General features: G+C 57.5%; 16 protein-coding genes and 1 pseudogene. 12 read left to right on the forward strand and 5 right to left on the reverse strand.

The features are described from left to right. On the reverse strand, positions 1 to 495 hold a 495-nt coding region (locus R6T97_RS06115; protein WP_410348408.1), incomplete at its 3' end, for a hypothetical protein. Between the two features lie 16 nt (positions 496 to 511). Between R6T97_RS06115 and R6T97_RS06120 the strand changes: the two genes are divergently transcribed. Further along, complete coding sequence (locus R6T97_RS06120; RefSeq protein WP_410348409.1) at positions 512 to 1,630, forward strand: sulfite oxidase; 1,119 nt, start codon at positions 512 to 514, stop codon at positions 1,628 to 1,630. 70 nt (positions 1,631 to 1,700) lie between these two features. Further along, the gene (locus R6T97_RS06125; RefSeq protein ID WP_410348410.1) at positions 1,701 to 2,060 is read left to right on the forward strand and encodes an aldehyde dehydrogenase; all 360 of its coding nucleotides are present in this window, start codon (positions 1,701 to 1,703) and stop codon (positions 2,058 to 2,060) included. 584 nt (positions 2,061 to 2,644) lie between these two features. Here R6T97_RS06125 and R6T97_RS06130 read toward each other — a convergent pair. Continuing rightward, a complete protein-coding gene (locus R6T97_RS06130) occupies positions 2,645 to 4,201 on the reverse strand; it encodes a bifunctional metallophosphatase/5'-nucleotidase (RefSeq protein ID WP_410348411.1) in 1,557 nt (518 codons plus the stop codon). A 153-nt stretch (positions 4,202 to 4,354) separates the two neighbouring features. Here R6T97_RS06130 and R6T97_RS06135 point away from each other — a divergent pair, with 153 nt between their 5' ends. Continuing rightward, positions 4,355 to 4,687: a DUF952 domain-containing protein gene (locus tag R6T97_RS06135; RefSeq protein ID WP_410348412.1), complete on the forward strand. Its 333-nt coding sequence runs from the start codon at positions 4,355 to 4,357 to the stop codon at positions 4,685 to 4,687. After that, positions 4,684 to 5,736: a quinone-dependent dihydroorotate dehydrogenase gene (locus R6T97_RS06140; protein WP_410348413.1), complete on the forward strand. Its 1,053-nt coding sequence runs from the start codon at positions 4,684 to 4,686 to the stop codon at positions 5,734 to 5,736. Before R6T97_RS06135 ends, R6T97_RS06140 begins: the two co-directional genes overlap by 4 nt. Here the strand turns inward: R6T97_RS06140 and R6T97_RS06145 are convergent. From R6T97_RS06145 to R6T97_RS06155, 3 genes are read right to left on the reverse strand one after another with little or no spacing between them, the layout of a single operon-like run. Further along, positions 5,713 to 7,050, reverse strand: a complete 1,338-nt coding sequence (locus R6T97_RS06145) for an MATE family efflux transporter (protein ID WP_410348414.1) — start codon at positions 7,048 to 7,050, stop codon at positions 5,713 to 5,715. The genes R6T97_RS06140 and R6T97_RS06145 overlap by 24 nt on opposite strands. Next, positions 7,043 to 7,537, reverse strand: coding sequence for a PaaI family thioesterase (locus R6T97_RS06150; protein ID WP_410348415.1), 495 nt, complete (start codon positions 7,535 to 7,537; stop codon positions 7,043 to 7,045). Before R6T97_RS06150 ends, R6T97_RS06145 begins: the two co-directional genes overlap by 8 nt. Continuing rightward, positions 7,534 to 7,974: a PaaI family thioesterase gene (locus tag R6T97_RS06155; RefSeq protein ID WP_410348416.1), complete on the reverse strand. Its 441-nt coding sequence runs from the start codon at positions 7,972 to 7,974 to the stop codon at positions 7,534 to 7,536. Before R6T97_RS06155 ends, R6T97_RS06150 begins: the two co-directional genes overlap by 4 nt. Before the next feature lie 134 nt (positions 7,975 to 8,108). Here R6T97_RS06155 and R6T97_RS06160 point away from each other — a divergent pair, with 134 nt between their 5' ends. From R6T97_RS06160 to R6T97_RS06195, 8 genes and pseudogenes are all read left to right on the forward strand, one after another. After that, positions 8,109 to 8,477, forward strand: coding sequence for a MerR family transcriptional regulator (locus R6T97_RS06160; protein WP_410348417.1), 369 nt, complete (start codon positions 8,109 to 8,111; stop codon positions 8,475 to 8,477). Positions 8,478 to 8,801: 324 nt separating this feature from the next. Then, positions 8,802 to 9,203 carry a MerR family transcriptional regulator gene (locus R6T97_RS06165; protein ID WP_410348418.1) on the forward strand — a complete coding sequence of 134 codons (402 nt, stop codon included), beginning with the start codon at positions 8,802 to 8,804 and terminating at the stop codon, positions 9,201 to 9,203. A 45-nt stretch (positions 9,204 to 9,248) separates the two neighbouring features. Next, a complete protein-coding gene (locus R6T97_RS06170; protein ID WP_410348419.1) occupies positions 9,249 to 11,024 on the forward strand; it encodes an acyl-CoA dehydrogenase C-terminal domain-containing protein in 1,776 nt (591 codons plus the stop codon). Between the two features lie 314 nt (positions 11,025 to 11,338). After that, on the forward strand, positions 11,339 to 11,965 hold the full coding sequence (locus R6T97_RS06175; RefSeq protein WP_410348420.1) for a glutathione S-transferase family protein: 627 nt from the start codon (positions 11,339 to 11,341) through the stop codon (positions 11,963 to 11,965). A 22-nt stretch (positions 11,966 to 11,987) separates the two neighbouring features. Next, the gene (locus R6T97_RS06180; RefSeq protein WP_410348421.1) at positions 11,988 to 13,199 is read left to right on the forward strand and encodes an acetyl-CoA C-acetyltransferase; all 1,212 of its coding nucleotides are present in this window, start codon (positions 11,988 to 11,990) and stop codon (positions 13,197 to 13,199) included. Between the two features lie 12 nt (positions 13,200 to 13,211). After that, positions 13,212 to 15,410: a 3-hydroxyacyl-CoA dehydrogenase NAD-binding domain-containing protein gene (locus tag R6T97_RS06185; protein WP_410348422.1), complete on the forward strand. Its 2,199-nt coding sequence runs from the start codon at positions 13,212 to 13,214 to the stop codon at positions 15,408 to 15,410. Positions 15,411 to 15,735: 325 nt separating this feature from the next. Further along, positions 15,736 to 17,097: pseudogene (locus tag R6T97_RS06190) on the forward strand (AMP-binding protein). Positions 17,098 to 17,202: 105 nt separating this feature from the next. Beyond that, a complete protein-coding gene (locus tag R6T97_RS06195) occupies positions 17,203 to 18,219 on the forward strand; it encodes a hypothetical protein (RefSeq protein WP_410348423.1) in 1,017 nt (338 codons plus the stop codon). The last annotated feature ends 1 nt before the right edge of the window (position 18,220 follow it).

The raw sequence follows: 18,220 nt of genomic DNA on the forward strand, positions 1-18,220 counted from the left end.
GGTATCTGATTTATTCTGTTGCTTTCCATCAGAAGAAATAACATACCATGCAAAAAATTTTACACCAAAACCAAGAGTGAATCGACATTCCACTACACTATTATTTTGTACATTTTTTACTGGATTTTGAGTTTGGCTATTTATTAAAGTATCATCTTCAGCACGGTAAAAATATACTGTTAATTCTTTACTATCTGGATCAGTGACACGGACTTTCAAAGTAATCTCTAACGATACATCTGTTTCATTATCCTCTGGAATTGGATCATGAGGCTTATCCGGTGCTTTCAAAAAATAACCTAAAGGAAATAAATCATATACACCGTTTTTTGTATAAGGTGTATCACCTATACCATCAGAATCTCCATCTGGTAGAACATCTATATTATTATAATCACTCCAATACGCAAAGGGAAAACTTGAAAAGGAAGGCCGTCGAACCTTCTTGCGTGGAGCCGGGTTAGCGACAGTCGGAACAATTGCCGGTCTAGCCATACCTTTTGAACGAAATATGCCGCTGGGGCTTGTCCCGGCTGCATTTGCACAAGACAATCCCCTTAGTGATAAGGACGGTCTGACGCTGCTTGGCGACCGGCCCGTAAACGCCGAGACGCCCGCACATCTGCTCGACGACGCGATCACGCCGACCGAGCGGCATTTCGTCCGTAACAACGGTCTGCTGCCTTTCGACATGGATGCCGAAGGCTGGACGCTGACCATCGACGGCTTTGTCGACAACCCGATGACCATGAGCATCGCCGAATTGCGCGAGAGTTTCGAGGTCATAACGCGGGCGCTGCATATCGAATGTGGCGGCAACGGACGCTCGGCTTTCGACCCGCCAGCGCGGGGTAACCAGTGGACAGTGGGTGCCGTGGCGTGCTCGGAATGGACCGGCGTGCGGCTCAAGGATGTACTGGCAGCCGCCGGTGTGCAGCCGTCTGCAGTCTATACCGGCCATGAGGGCGCCGATATTCACCTGTCTGGCGACCCGGAACAATCCCCGCTGTCGCGTGGTATCCCGATCGACAAAGCGTTGAACGACGAGAGCATATTGATCGCTTTCGAAATGAACGGTGGGGCCCTGCATCCGATGAATGGGGCACCCTTACGCCTTGTTGTGCCGGGCTGGCCGGGGTCATGCTCGCAGAAATGGCTGACACGAATCCAGGTCCGCGACGTCGTGCACGACGGTGCAAAGATGGGTGGCCAGTCTTACCGCGTCCCTGCCTATCCGGTGGCGCCGGGCACTGATGTACCGAATGAGGACATGGTGATCATTGAGGCGATGCCGGTGAAATCCATCGTCACATTTCCCGAAAATGGCACCGAGACCGGCCTGTCAAGCGACGTGCGCGGGCATGCCTGGGTAGGCGACCGCACGATCGAGCGGTTGGAGGTGTCGATCGATTTCGGTTCAACTTGGCAGGACGCCGAGCTTGATGCCCCTGTCAACCCGGGGGCCTGGCAGAACTGGCGCAGCGCTGTAACCTTCCCGATGGCGGGCTATTATGAAATCTGGGCACGCGCGACCGACAGCGAAGGCGTATCGCAACCGCATGCCATATCTTGGAACCCCCGCGGGTATCTTAACAACACAATGCATCGTGTCGGTGTGATGGCTGGCTGATCCGCTACGGGATGGAAATCAGGCGCGGCGCTCTGCAGTGCCGCGCCTTTTCCTGCCATTGGAGAAAGAAATGGAAAACAGAGATGTTCATCTCTTATTGGCCATGGTCCTGACTGCAACAGTGGGGTCAGGCGTCGCATATGCACAGACCATAGTGACGGACGATCAGGGAAACAGCGAGGTGATTTATGATGTGGGGAGCTTGTACCCGGCCGTCGGAGCGCAGCTCACCTACGATTATTGCACTGCCTGTCATTCCGAAATGATCATAGCCCAGCAAGGCCAGACCCGCGAAGGCTGGGACGAGATTCTTGTGTGGATGGTCGAAGAAATGGGTATGTCGGAGATCGAGGAGGAGTATCGAGATCAGATATTGGACTATCTCGCCACGCATTACGGACCTGACCGCCCGCATTTCCCCGACAATTAGCTTGAGCGGTGAGGCCCGGAACATCGAAGGACGCCGCTGACAAGCGGCAAAAATATCCGCATTGTTTCGGCCGGGTTGCGCGAAGAGGAAAGCATCTCGGCGTTGGATCGTCGCGAGGGTATGTCTGACAGCCTGTATTGCACTTGGTCCAAGGAGTTCCTTGGGGCGGCACATAAACGTGAAAGCACCACTTCAAGTTCCGTTGCTCCATAGTTTACCGTCTTGCCGGTGATCACAAGAAAACCGTTCACGACAGCAATGAAACATGCTGACCGGGACTGATTTACCGCGACCGCCTCGTCCAGAGATGGATGACTTTCCACAACTGCCCACCGTCGTCTACTGGCAAGGAAATGCGACGACCAACCCCGATCAGCAGATGCGAAGAATAGCTTAATTTATTCCAGCTCCTGTCCAACTATTGGGGAGCGGCTCACTATCCGATTGGCCAAGAACAGTCTTTCGACTGAACCGCACGGATCACGCGAAAAAGATTTGGTATTCGTGAACTTCGGTTGTCGCGAGGACGACAAAAAAGCACGCCGCAGTCTCCTGCGGCGCGCTTTCACTTAGTGCCGAAACGCTTATTTCATGGTAATGCGGCCATCCGTGTAAGGCTGGTAAGGTGCACTCTCGGCGATGAATTCCGCAGTTACATCGGCCAGATCAGGGCCGAAATCATAGGCGTTCATCGCATCTTCGAACATGCTGTAACCGTCGCCGCCGTTACGGACAAAGTTATTGGACACCACACCATATACTGCGTCGGGATCGATCGGTTCGCCCCCAATCATGATATCGCTGATCCGCGAACCGGGTTCCTGGCTCAGGTCAACCGTGAATGACATGCCCGATACCTGCGGGAAACGGCCAGAGCCGTCTTCATGCTGACTGACACCGTTTTCGAGTGCGGCAATCATCGTCGCACCGGTCACCTGGAACGTGGACAGCGTGTTCTGGAACGGCAACACCGTCAGCACTTCGCCCATCGTCACTTCGCCAGCGTCGATTGACGCCCGGATACCGCCGGAGTTCTGGAATCCGATCTGGATGCCCTGATCCCGCACCCGTTCGAGCATGGCGTCTGCAATCAGGTTGCCCATGGAACATTCCATCGCGCGGCAAACGGACCGGTCACCGTCAATCGATGCGGAGGTTTCGGCGACAACCTGCTGCCGGATCTCATCGAGCGGTGCGGCAAGCTCTGCGACGCGCGCCACGGTAGCTGCATCTTCCGTAACGGAGGCGTCCATCAAAAGCGGGGCACCGGCGGCTTCGGTAATCACACCTTCATCGTCAAAAGTGATATTCAGCTCACCCAGGAATTTGCCGTAGGCATAGGCCTGCACGATAGCGGTATCGCCAACCATCGTCGGATAAGGACCGGCTGCATTCTCATCATCGCCCAATAGCGTGTTGGTGTGACCGCCAACGATCACGTCAACGCCCGTGGTATTGGCGGCCACATCAAGATCGACACCATAGCCGGAGTGGGAGAGCACGACAATCTTGTTCACGCCCATCTCGGTCAGCTTGTCGACTTCTGCCTGAACCGCAGCGGCAGGATCAGAGAATACAACATTCGGACCGGGGCTTGCCAGCTCATCGGTGTTTTCTGGTGTCAGGCCGATCATGCCGATCTGCTCGCCACCGCGCTCGATCACGGTCGATTTCATCAGGGTGTCTGCCAGCAAAGGCTCGGCCGATACATCCGCATTGGACATCAGCACCGGGAACTGCACTGAATCCATAAAGCCGCGCAGCACTTCGGGTCCGTCATCAAATTCATGGTTGCCCACGGTCATGCCGTCATAGCCCAGTTTGTTCATGAACTCGGCAGCGGCTGCCCCTTTGTAGTAGGTATAGAACAACGTGCCCTGAAACTGATCGCCGCCGTCGACAAGGATAGAGTTATTGGTGCGCGCCCGTGCATCCGCAATCGCGGTTACCAGACGCGCGGTGCCGCCAAAGCATTCGCCTGCCGCATTGTCCTCGGCAGAGCAGCCACTGTCGAACCGGCTGATCGGCTCAAAGCGTGCGTGAAAATCGTTTGTGTGCAGGATTGTCAGTGAATAATCGGCTGCCGCCATGCTACCCATCACGGCAAGCGCACAGGTTGTTGTCATCATACGTGAAATCATTGGAACATGTCCCCAAAATTGGAATAATATCAGCTTGGCTAGGCGGTTTGTCAGAGTCAAACGTTATCCTTGCCCAACCCGTCGCCAATCAAGGCACCAATAGATGAACGGCCTGCGCTTGACGATTTTTTACGCACAAGCCATGACACATACATGCTGATTTACAAAATATTCCGGGCCGACGAATGGGCCACCCTGCAAGCCGACGGTGAAACCGCAGGTGCGCCGATTGATGTGGCCGATGGTTATGTCCATCTTTCAAGTGCCGAGACTGTCGCCGAAACGGCGGCCAAATACTTTGCAGGCGTCGAAGGCCTTGTCCTTCTGGCCGTCGAAACAGATGGGCTGGAGCCCCTGAAATGGGAGCCCGCCCGTAAAGACGTGCTGTTTCCGCATCTCTACCGCAAAATGCGGATGGACGATGTAGTTTGGGCAAAGCCACTGCCGTTGCACAATGGCATGCACCAGTTTCCCGCCCTTTCATGAGCGCACTTGAGAAAATCGGCCTCACGGCGTTGCGCAGGGTCGACCCCGAGTTGGCACATGGTCTGGCGTTGAAAGCCCTGAACGCAGGTTTGGGCCCGCGCTCCGGACCCGTCACATCCCTGCGCCTTCAGACCAGTATCGCGGGTCTGGATGTGCCAAACCCTGTCGGCCTCGCCGCTGGTTTTGACAAGAACGCAACAGCCTTGCATGCGTTGTCCAGAACAGGTTTCGGGTTTCTTGAGGTCGGTGCCGCCACCCCGCGCCCGCAACCGGGCAACCCAAAGCCGCGTCTGTTCCGGCTGCCGCAGGATCAAGCGGCAATCAACCGTTTCGGGTTCAACAACGATGGCATGGATACGATTGCCCAGCGTTTGGCCGACCGTCCGAAGGATGCTGTGATCGGCCTCAACCTCGGGGCGAACAAGGACAGCAGCGACAAGGCGGCGGACTTTGCGACAGTCCTTACGCGCTGCGGACCCTTCGTCGATTTCGCAACGGTCAATGTGTCCTCGCCCAACACCGAAAAACTGCGCGACCTGCAGGGCAAGGCCGCATTGGCCGCTTTGCTGGCTGGCGTGATGGAGGCGCGCTCTGGACTGAACAAGCCGATCCCCATATTTCTCAAGATTGCACCCGACCTGAGCGATGCCGAAATCTTAGAAATCGCCGAGGTCGCGAATGTATCTGGCATAGACGCGATCATCGCCACGAACACCACTTTGAACCGAGACGGGTTGCATGGGCCGCACAAGGCAGAAATGGGTGGGCTATCCGGCCAGCCGCTGTTTGAAAAATCCACGCGCGTTCTGGCGCAGCTTGCGGGGCTGACGCACCTTCCACTCATCGGCGTGGGCGGCGTGGGAAGCGCGGAACAGGCCTATCAGAAAATCCGGGCCGGCGCGTCAGCAGTTCAGCTTTATACGGCACTGGTCTACGGTGGCATATCCCTTGCGGGCGACATAGCGCATGGTCTTGACGATCTGCTGAGGCGCGATGGCTTTGCCAATGTGGCAGAGGCCGTCGGATCAGGCCGCAGCGACTGGACCTAAGGCACGCCTGTCCGCCTCGGCCTCCAATCCCGGATATTTCCAGCCAAGCGTCACACCACGCACGACAAAGTTCAACAACAGCGCGATCCAAAGCCCGTGGTTCTGGAAAACGGACATGAGCGGGACAACGGTAGCGAAATAAATCACCGCTGAAACGATCATCATGTTGCGCATGTCCTTGGTGCGGGTCGCGCCAATAAAGATACCATCCAGCATCCATGCCGCGACCCCGACGACGGGGGCTGCTACCATGTAAGGCAAATAAACACGCGCCGTTTCGCGCACGTCGGGTGCAGTGGTCATGATATCTATGATAGTGCCGCCAAAAAGCGCGAACGACAAGGCAAGCATCGCGCAGACGATCCCGCCCCACAGGCTGCTGAGGATCGCGCTGCGGCGCAAGGCCGCCCGCGCCCGCGCGCCCAGCGCCTGCCCTACAAGTGCCTCTGCTGCGAATGCGAAACCGTCCAATGCATAGGCGGTGACTTGCAGGAACTGCATGAGGATCTGGTTTGCCGCCAGTTGCACGTCGCCGAAATCGGAGCCGAAGAACAGGAAGCTGACAAAGATCGCCTGCAGCAGCACAGACCGGATCAGGATATCGGTGTTCACAAGCGCCATATGCTTAAGCCGCACAACGTCAAAAACGCGCGCGGCAGAGACCCATGCCGGTCGGCCAAACACACCCCGGCAAAACCAAAGCCCAAGCGCCAGACCACCCCACTCTGCCATGAACGTCGCCCATGCCACGCCCTCGACACCCCACCCCAGCTTCAGTCCCAGTATAAAACTGAGCGCGATATTGGCACCGTTCATACCCACCTGAATAACAAGCACTGCGCGCGTCCGTTCCTGCGCGATCAGCCAGCCGGTGATCCCGTAAAGCGCGATGGTCGCGGGCGCCGACCAGATGCGGATGGTCATGTAATCGCGGGCCAGCCCTTCAACCTCGGCACTGGCAGGTGACACCCAGAAGGCGCCCTGAAAAATCGCCACCTGTGTGACGACCATCACCAGCCCCGCTGAAATCCCGATCAGAAGGGCACGTGAGAGCAAGGCATCGACTTCATCCACATCCCCTGCCCCGGCAGCCTGCGATGTCAGGCCCGTCGTGCCCATGCGCAGGAAACCGAAAATCCAATAGACGGCAGAAAGGATGATCGCGCCAATACCAACAGCCCCGATTGGTGCGGCCTCTCCCAACTGGCCGACGACGGCCGTATCGACCACACCAAGGATCGGCACAGTCGCATTCGACAGCACGATGGGCAAGGCAATCGCCAGCACGCGGCGATGGGACAGCGCCTCAGCCATCGCGCTCAGGCATCAGGAAATGCCCGGTCGCTGCGGCAAAAAGGCGGCTGCGGTTATCCTGCCAAGTTTCCACATGAACAGAAGCATAGCGGCGGCCCGACCGGTTGACCCGTGCGCGCGCGTAAGCATCGCGCGGCAGACCCGAGCGCAGATAATCAACTGTGAAATCAATCGTCTTGGGCAACTGGATGCGCGGCGCGTCATCGCTTAACTTGCCCGCCTCCATATCTTCCCAGATCATTTCCCAGCTGAGTTCGACAATTGCAGTCACTTCCAGAAACGCTGCGGTCACACCACCATGAATGGCGGGCAACATGGGATTGCCGATCAGCTTGTCAGCATAGGGCAGGATCGCGGTGAGCTCATCCCCGCGCCTGTCAATCTCAATACCGAGGAACTGAATATAAGGCACACCAGACACCAGCCTTTGCAACATCGCATCGCGGCGCTGCTTGACGACCTGCACAGGTTCGGGACGGCGGCTCATGATTTTGCCCTCTCGATGGTAAAGGCACCTGTGGCGGTCGCGACCGGCCGTGTCGGGTCCGCATCAACGGCGGTGGCGCGGACGAATGCGACAGACCGGGTCACATGGTAACATTCTGCCGTTGCGGTGATGCGCTGTCCGGGCGTCGCGGGCCGCATGTAATCTATCCGCAAATCAAGTGTCGCGGTCGCAACAGGCGCTGCCGGATGCGCCATGACCGCTGCACCGGCGCACGTATCCATCAACGCAGAGACCGCACCACCGTGGATGACCCCCGTATCGGGATCACCGACAAAACGCGCATCGTAATCCATACCGACAACGGCCTTGCCATCAGCGATCTCGGTCAACCGCATCCCCAATTCCTGCGCATGGGGAATGGCCTCTATGAACTGGCGGGCCAGCACATCGTGGCGGGCGTTTTGCGCGTCAGACATTTGCTCTCCTGATCAGACTGGTCTTTGCGTACATTTGATTGGCCCGATTGACCACCTGTGAGTATCCTTTGAACTGCTTAGTGCGGTTGCCCCACTTGATGCTAGCCGCTACGATTGCGTCAAGGGAGAACGCGATGTCGGAACCACGCCTGTCATTCAAAGAGATGTGCGCAAGATTCGACGTAACGCCGCGCACGCTGCGCTATTACGAATATATTGAACTACTGCACCCTGAAAAAGAAGGGCGCTCGCGGTTTTATAGCGCCAAGGAACTGGCGCGTATGACACTGATATTGCGCGGTCGGCGGTTTGGTTTCTCTCTCGAAGACATAAGGCAATGGCTGCTGATCTACGAACACGAAGGCACCGAAGCGCAGATGCGCGAATGGTTGGCGCTTGCCGACCGGCAATTGGTCGAACTGGCGGAACAAAAACGGCAGCTTGAAGAAACGATCACCGAGCTTCAGAATCTCCGCGACACAACCGCCGAGACGCTTGGCTGAGCACGCCCCCCAGTTCACTCTTGTGTTATGTCTGCGTGGTTTCAGCTTGAGCGGGATCACCGGATTTGTCTTTATTCACATCCGGATCGACGAGACGCACTTCGCAAACTGGCTCCAAAACCCAATAAAAAGCGCTTTGAGGGGCCGTCAGCAAGCATTTCCCCCCTTCTTATCTTGCGCCGCACCCGACGTCACCTTTGCTGACCTTTCGTCAACTCTGCCGTGACGCCACGTTACGTTTACGTTCGCGTCAACTTTGCTTGTATAGTGAGGACATTCTTCACAGGTGCGCCTCATTGATACACGCATGGAAGGAATGAAGAGATGACGACGGAAAAGCTTAACATTCGGCAGATGTGTGACGCATTTGATGTGACGCCACGCACGCTTCGCTTTTACGAGGCCAAAGAGCTGCTGTTCCCGATCCGTGAGGGCCAAAAGCGCCTGTTCACGAAAAGCGACCGCGCGCGGTTGAAGTTGATCCTGCGTGGCAAGCGTTTTGGTTTCAGCCTTGAGGAAATTCGCCAGCTTTTGGACCTCTACCACATGAACGACGGTCAAGAAGCGCAGTTGTCGAAAACATATGTCCTTGCCGAAAAGCACCTTGCCGACATGGAGGCCCAGAAGGCCGAGTTGGAAGAAGCGATCGGCGAGCTGAGAGAACAAATGGCATGGGGCGCCAAAAAGCTGGCGCAACTGGCCAAACAGAAAACGGCTGCCGCCTGACCATCAGGCGCGGCCAGTCAGTACGACGAATGGGAGAGAGACCAGATGCCGATCTACAACGCGCCGACAAAAGACATCCAATTTGTGCTGCATGACCTCTTGAAGGTCAGCGAACAGGACATCGCGGGTTTCGAAGATCTGGACCGTGACTTTACGGGTGCCGTCGTCGAAGAGGCCGGCAAAGTCGCATCCGAGGTATTGCACCCACTCAATGTCGTGGGCGACAAGGAAGGCTGCGAAATGGAAAACGGCGTGGTCCGCACGCCCACAGGTTTCAAGGAAGCCTTCCAGCAAATGAAAGACGGTGGCTGGACCGCGATGGATTGCGATCCTGAATATGGTGGTCAAGGCCTGCCTTACGTGATGCACACGGCCGCACAGGAACCTTTCGTGTCCGCCAACATGGCATTCAACATGTATCAGGGGCTGACCCACGGGGCCTACTCCACGATCTATGCGCACGGGTCGGACGCGCAAAAGCAGAAATACCTGCCCAAGATGGTGTCCTGCGAATGGACCGGCACGATGAACCTGACCGAACCGCATTGCGGCACCGATCTGGGGCTCATGCGCACCAAGGCCGTGTCAAACGGTGACGGGTCTTACAAAATCTCCGGTCAGAAGATCTTTATCTCCGCCGGTGAGCACGACATGGCCGATAACATCATCCACCTCGTGCTGGCGAAAATCCAAGGAGGGCCAGAGGGCATCAAAGGTGTATCGCTGTTCATCGTGCCCAAGTTCATGGTCAACGATGACAGCTCTTTGGGCGCGCGCAATGGCGTGGCCTGCGGCAAGATCGAAGAGAAAATGGGCATCCACGGCAACGCGACCTGCGTGATGAACTATGACGAAGCGACGGGTTACCTGATCGGCGAAGAGCATAAGGGTATGCGCGCCATGTTCACCATGATGAACGAAGCCCGTCTGGGGGTGGGGCTGCAAGGCTACGCCCAGGCCGAAAGCGCCTATCAGAACGCCGTTGCCTACGCCAACAACCGTCTGCAAGGGCGTGACGTCACAGGTGCAAAGAACCCGGACGGCCCTGCCGATCCGCTGATCGTACACCCTGATATTCGCCGCAACCTGATGGATCAGAAATCCTTCGTCGAAGGGGCGCGGGCGTTTACCTTCTGGGGCGCCTATCTGATCGACCGTGCGCACAAGAACCATGATGCGGACGCGGATGGGCTGATTTCCTTGATGACACCGGTCATCAAGGCATTTCTGACCGACAAGGGTTTTGAATATGCCACGGCAGCACAGCAGGTCTATGGCGGTCACGGCTATATCGAAGAATGGGGCATGTCCCAATATGTCCGCGATGCACGGATTGCGATGATCTACGAGGGGGCTAACGGCGTGCAGGCGCTTGATCTTGTAGGGCGCAAGCTCGCTCTGGATGGCGGCAAGCACGTGATGGCGTTTTTCGAGATGATCAAAACCTTCATCAAGGAAAACGAAGGCAATGAGGCGCTGAAGAAAGACTTCCTCGACCCACTGAAAGCCGCGTCGAAAGACCTGCAAGCCGCCGGCATGTACTTCATGCAGAACGCGACAAAACCCAACAACGCGCTGTCCGGGTCTTACGACTTCATGCACATGATGGGCCACGTTTGCCTTGGCCTGATGTGGGCCCGCATGGCCAAAGCGGCGATGGAAGCGTTGGATGCCGGTGCGTCCGACACCGAATTCCTTGAGACCAAAATTGCGACAGGCCGTTACTATATGGCCCGCCAACTGCCCGCCACCGCGATGCATCTCGCGCGCATCAATACCGGTGGTGATACTGTCATGGCGCTTGAGGCAGCAAACTTCTAAGGTGAAGTGGGTCCAGACCCACCTTACCACCCACCACGCTTTGCCATAGAACCGCAAGGGTCGCGATGATTGAAACGGTTGGAGCCTCCGGCGGGAGTTTTTCGACCAAGATGAAGAAGGAAGTTCCACCCCGGCCTTTCGAAAAGAACCGGGGCTTCACCTTGGACGTCAAGTCGCTCTCCAGCTATTGACGCATGAACATGATCGCCAAAGAGGGTTAACGTTTGATTACGATCGACACGCTCCACCTTCATCTTGGCAAAAAAACTCAAATTCCGATGCCGGATAAAGGATCGGACCTCTGGAAGGGGCACATGATGATGAAACTGCATTGCTTTGGCGAAAGCGGAAACGCCTATAAGGTCGCATTGACCCTGACGCTGGCCGATGCGGCGTGGGAGCCTGTCTTTGTCGATTTCTTCAAAGGTGCCACCCGCACTCCGGAATTCCGCGCACTCAATGTGATGGGCGAAGTGCCTGTGCTGGAAGACGGCGATACCGTGCTGACCCAATCGGGCGTGATACAGGACTATATCAGCTCCAAGACCGGTAAGCTGGGTGGCAAATCGGCGGCAGAACGCCGTGATGTGCTGCGCTGGATGTTCTTCGACAATCACAAGGTTTCGGGCATGGCCGGCACCCTGCGCTTCAACATGAACTTCCTGCCCGAAGACAAGCGCAACGCGGATGTAAATGCATTTGTGGCAATGCGGCTCGCCTCGGCGCTCAAGATCATGGAAACGCAACTTGAGGGGCGCGACTGGCTTGCGTCGGACGAAATGACGATCGCCGATATCGCCTGCTGCGGTTACCTTTTCTATCCCGAAGACTTTACCTTCGACCGCAAGGCTTATCCGAACATTGACCGCTGGCTGGACGCAATCGCAGCCCAGCCCGGTTGGCAACATCCTTATGACCTGATGCCCCGCGCCCGTGGGTGACGCGATCCAATTGGAGGACACTATGACCGACGCCTATATCTACGACGCCATCCGCACCCCGCGCGGCAAGGGCCGCAAAGACGGCAGCCTGCATGAGGTGACATCTGCGCGCCTCTCCGCTGGCGTGCTGAACGCGCTGAAAGCGCGCAACAATCTCGAAGGCCACGCCGTTGAGGATGTGATCTGGGGCAACGTCACACAGGTCGGTGAACAGGGCGGCTGCCTTGCGCGGACCGCCGTGCTGGCTTCTGACCTGGATCAATCGATCCCCGGTCTGGCGATCAACCGTTTCTGCGCGTCGGGCATGGAAGCCGTGAACCTTGCCGCAAATCAGGTGAAGGGTGGCGCAGGCGATGCTTACATCGCCGGTGGCGTTGAAATGATGGGCCGTGTTGCCATGGGCTCGGACGGGGCGGCGATTGCCGTCGATCCTTCGATTGCGATGGAGACCTATTTCGTGCCGCAAGGCATTTCCGCCGATATCATTGCCACAGAATATGGTTTCAGCCGTGTTGACGCCGACCAGCTTGCGGTGGAAAGCCAGAAACGCGCCAAGGCGGCATGGGATGACAACCGTTTCGCCGAATCTGTCGTCACCGTCCGCGACATCAACGGCTTGCCCATTCTGGACCATGACGAATACATGCGCCCCGAGACGAACATGCAGACACTGGGGGCGCTGAACCCTGCGTTTCAGGCCATGGGCGAAGTCATGCCCGGTTTCGATAAGGTCGCGCTGATGAAGTACCCGCACCTTGAGAAAGTCAATCACATCCACCACGCCGGCAATTCATCCGGTATCGTCGATGGGGCCGCCGGCCTACTGATCGCCTCCAAGGAATGGGGCGAGGCCAATGGCCTCAAGCCCCGTGCGGTGATCCGTGCCACCGCCAAGATCGGCACGGACCCGACCATTATGCTGACCGGTCCGGTTCCTGTGACCGAAAAGATCCTCAAAGACAGCGGAATGAACATCAGTGACATCGACCTTTTCGAGGTGAATGAGGCTTTTGCATCGGTCGTGCTACGCTTCATGCAGGCCTTCAATGTCGAAAACAGCAAGGTCAACGTAAATGGCGGGGCCATCGCCATGGGGCACCCGCTGGGCGCGACCGGCGCCATCATCATCGGCACGCTGCTGGACGAGCTTGAACGCACTGGTAAAGGCACCGGCCTTGCTACCCTTTGCATCGCATCCGGCATGGGTGCGGCCACTATCATTGAACGCGTGTAAGGAGTGTCTGACATGACCGATTTCACAATGACCACGGACGCCGACGGCGTCGCGACAATTGTCTGGGACACCATCGGCAAATCCATGAACGTCATGACGTTGGATGCGTGGGATGATCTGGAGGCTCTGATTGATCAGGCGCTGGCCGATGACGCGATCAAAGGGGCTGTCATCACATCCGGCAAGCCCGACAGCTTTGCCGGTGGTATGGACCTCAAAGTCATTGCCAAGATGAAGGAAATGGTGGGCGACGACCCAGCCAAGGGCCTGTTTGACGGGATCATGAACGCCCACCGCATCATGCGTAAAATCGAGCGTGCCGGCATGGACCCAAAGACTAACAGAGGCGGCAAGCCGATTGCAGCCGCCCTGCCCGGCACAGCGCTTGGCATTGGTCTGGAAATACCGCTCGCCTGCCACCGCATCTTTGCCGCCGACAACCCGAAGGCCAAGATCGGCCTGCCCGAAATCCTCATCGGGATTTTCCCCGGCGCGGGCGGCACGACACGGCTGTCGCGCAAGCTGGGTGCGATGGGCGCATCCCCGCTCCTGCTTGAGGGCAAGCTGAACGACCCGCAGAAGGCAAAGGCGGCTGGCGTGATCGACGAAGTTGTTCCTGCTGGTGAGTTGCTCTCTGCGGCCAAAGCTTGGGTTCTGTCAGAACCGAATATCGTCAAGCCATGGGACGAAAAGGGCTATAAAATGCCCGGTGGTGCCCCCTACCATCCTGCCGGTTTCATGACGTTCGTCGGTGCCTCGGCCATGGTCAACGGCAAGACGCAAGGCGTTTATCCTGCTGCCAAGGCCCTGCTGTCGGCGGTTTACGAAGGCGCGCTGGTCCCGTTCGATACCGCGCTGAAGATCGAAGCGCGCTGGTTCACCAATGTCCTGATAAATCCGTCGTCAAGCGCCATGATCCGCAGCCTTTTCGTCAACAAGGAAGCGCTGGAAAAAGGTGCAAACCGCCCTGACGCGCCAGACCAGAAGGTCAAAAAAGTTGGCGTCATCGGCGCGGGCATGATGGGTGCCGGCATCGCACTGGTCTCGGCCTTGGCCGGAATCGAGGTTGTCCTGATCGACAGCACCCAAGAAGCGGCTGACAAAGGCAAATCCTACACGACCGCACATCTGGACAAGGGTATCGCCCGCAAAAAGGTGACCGAGGACAAGAAAGAGGCCGTGCTTGGCCTGATCAACGCCACGACCGATTATGACGCGCTCAAAGGCTGCGATCTGATCGTCGAAGCCGTGTTCGAGGATGTGGGCGTCAAGGCCGACGTCACAGCCAAGGTGCAGGCCGTGACCGGCGCTGACTGCATCTTTGCGACCAACACATCGACCCTGCCGATCACGGAGCTGGCGAAAGCATCCGCTGATCCAGAAAAATTCATCGGCATCCACTTTTTCAGCCCCGTCGACAAGATGCTGCTGGTCGAAATCATCAAGGGCAAGCAAACCGGCGATATGGCCGTGGCCAAGGCGCTCGACTATGTGCGCCAGATCAGGAAAACCCCGATCGTCGTGAATGACGAACGCTTCTTCTACGCCAACCGCTGCATCATTCCCTACATCAACGAAGGCATCCGGATGGTGAAGGAAGGGGTGGAACCGGCGCTGATCGAAAACGCCGCGAAACTGGTCGGTATGCCGCTGGGGCCCCTGCAACTGGTCGATGAAACATCCGTCGATCTGGGCGTAAAAATCGCCAAGGCGACCAAGGCCGCGATGGGCGATGCCTATCCTGACGGCGAAGTAGATGAGGTGCTGTTCTGGATGTTCGAGCAGGACCGTCTGGGCCGCAAATCCAACGCAGGCTTCTACAGCTACGACGACAAGGGCAAACGTGAGGGGCTCTGGGAAGGGCTTGCTGCGCAATACCCCGTCGCGGACGAACAGCCTGACCTGATCACTGTACAACACCGTTTGCTGTTCGCGCAGGTGCTGGAAGCGGTCCGTGCGCTGGAAGAAGGCGTGCTCGAAGACATCCGCGAAGGAGATGTCGGCGCGATCCTCGGCTGGGGCTTTGCGCCTTGGTCCGGTGGTCCGTTCAGCTGGCTCGACATGATCGGCGCACCCTATGCGGCAGAACGCTGTGATCAGTTGACTGCGCAGTTCGGCGCACGGTTCAAGACACCTGACCTGCTGCGCGAAATGGCCGATAAGGGGCAGGAATTCTACAAGCGATTCGGGCCGGTTGCACAGGCCGCCTGACTATTGCGGCGCACTCCTGATAGGTTGGGCGTGCGCCATTTCAAAACGATGCCCGACTTCATCAATATCCATTTACTTCAATGGATTGAGCATCATTTTAGATGTTCCAACAGCACATGACACGCCAATTGGCCAACCTGGAATATACTTAGCTAAAAAGCTAAGTTAAACCAAGGCAAGCCCCCTCCCATCACCCGACAGCCAAAATCAATTCACCTCGTGACTTCCGATAATTGGGCACCCTGTCTGCGTCGTCGCAACGGACAGGGCAATTGCCAGACATTCGTTTTTCGGCTCTTATGCCGTGAATAGTAGGGACAATGTCATGGGTTGGATGCGGGACGAAACCGGCCTGAAAAGACGGACGGCCAATTATGTGCCCCTGACCCCGCTGTCACATCTGCAACGGGCCGCATTGGTCTTTGCCGACCGCGAGGCCGTGGTTTATGGCAAGACCCGGCTGACCTATGCAAGATACTATCGGCGGGTATCGCGCCTTGCCTCGGCCTTGAAAAAAGTCGTCGTTCAGCCGGGTGCTGTGGTGGCAACGATCCTGCCCAACGTGCCCGCCCAATCCGAGGCGGCCTTTGGTGTGCCAGCCTGCGGTGCGGTGCTGAACAACATCAACACGCGGCTTGACGTTGACACGGTCGCCTACATCTTTGACCACGCAGAAGCCAAGGTCGCCCTTGTCGATAGCCAGTTTCTGCCGCTTGCAATGGCTGCAATCGAATTGATGGACGGGCCTGCGCAGCTGGTCATCGAAGTGCCGGACGATCAGGCTGGAGTCCACGCAATAGCCGAACAACAAAATTACGAGGATTTCCTCGCAACCGGTGATCCTGAATTTAGCTGGATTCTGCCAGCCGACGCAGTGGCTACCCATTTCGGTGGCGCACACATCGTGCTGAACCTGCTTGTGAATGCAAAGGACAGCGACCGGCGCAGGTTTGATCATACGGTCGAGGTCTTTACGGCAGGCGCGCCTCCTGCCCCTGCCACGCTTGCTGCCATCGGCAAACTGGGCTTCAACGTCAAGCAGATCTACAGCCTGACAGAGACTTACGGCCATGTCACGGAATGTATTTGGGACGATGCATGGGACGGGCTACCCGAAGAAGAACAGGCCGCGATCAAGGCCCGTCAGGGTGTGGCCATGCCGATGATGGAAGAAGTGACTGTCGCTGACGATCATATGGGGCAAGTCCCCTGCGATGGCGCCACACAAGGCGAGATCGTGATGCGCGGCAATGCGGTGATGAAAGGCTATCTGAAGAATCCGGAAGCGACGGAAAAAGCCTTTGCGGGCGGTTATTTCCATTCCGAAGACCTCGCCATCCAGCATCCCGGCGGGGCGATCCAAATCTCGGACCGGGCCAAGGATATCATGATCTCGGGCGGGAAAATATCAGTTCGGTGGAAGTAGAAGGCGCATTGATGCACCACACGGCAGTGAACCTTTGCGCGGTTGTGGCGCAACCTGATGAAACCTGGGGGGGAAGTCCCCTGCGCCTTTGTCGAACTCAAAGACGGCGCGTCGGCCGATGAGGCCGATATCATTGCTTTTGCACGCGAACGGCTCGCAGGTTTCAAATGCCCCAAAAAGGTGGTTTTTCTGGAACTTCCAAAAACCTCGACCGGCAAGATCCAAAAATTTGAACTCCGTAAACTGGCCACGACGCTCTAGGCAAACGACATGATGCCTTGGACCGCGCTGCTCTGGCCAAGTGGTTTCCGACATGACAAGCCGCTCTGACAGCGTTACGGTCCGCTAAAAAGGGCAGTTGAGCAGATGACGGCACTTGACCGATATGTAAGGCTGGAAAGCGAGGCGCTTTGGCGGCCCGAACCTGACGGGCAACGCCGTGATGTGACCTTGTCTTTTGGTGACGCGACACTGGTCATCGCAGACGGCACGGGCCGCCCGTTGGCACATTGGTCCCTGCCCGCTTTGATCCGCCAGAACCCCGACGACCTACCCGCGTTCTACGCGCCGGATGAAGATGCCAGCGAAATTCTGGAAATTGCCGACACGACCATGATCGAGGCGATCGAGGAAGTGCGCAAGGCACTCGCCCGGTCCCGTCCGCATCCCGGCAAGCTGCGGCATTGGCTGACGGCAGGCCTTGTCGTGGGGACGCTGGCCTTGGCGATCTTCTGGTTGCCCGGCGCACTGACACGGCAAACGCTCGCTGTTGTTCCGGCCCCCAAACGTCTGGAGATCGGTGCCGAGATGCTGGGCTATATGCAAAGCCAAACAGGTGCCGCCTGCCGGTCTGCGCGCGCCAACGCGGCCGCGACACGGCTTGCCCGGCGGCTGTTTGGCCCTGATACCACGGCGCAGATCGTTGTCGTGCCGAACCTGAAACAAGCAGCGATTGCCCTGCCGGGTGGTTTGATCTTGCTGGATTACAATGTCTTGCGGCTGTCCGATGACCCCGCAGTGGCCGCAGGGTTCATCCTTGCCAGCCGCGCCGCCGTGGTAGATGAAGCCCCGCTTGCGAACCTGCTGCAACAAGAGGGGCTTGGCGTCACATTCGGCCTGCTGACCACCGGTGAAATCCCCGACGAGGTTTTGCGCCGCAACGCCCTTGCGCTGGTCCAAAGCGAAGCTCCAGCACCGGAACCGGCGGTATTGCGCCGCACACTTGCAACCGCCGAGATTCCGCAAGGTCCCTACCTTGCCGCCGCCGATGCCCGCACCGGCACGATGCCTGATCTTGGGACCGACCCGTTGAACGCGCGCGCCATTCCCCTGATCCTGCCGGATAGCGATTGGGTCAGCTTGCGAAATATCTGCAACCGCTAAG

Source organism: Yoonia sp. (genome assembly GCF_046498525.1).
Lineage (GTDB): Bacteria > Pseudomonadota > Alphaproteobacteria > Rhodobacterales > Rhodobacteraceae > Yoonia.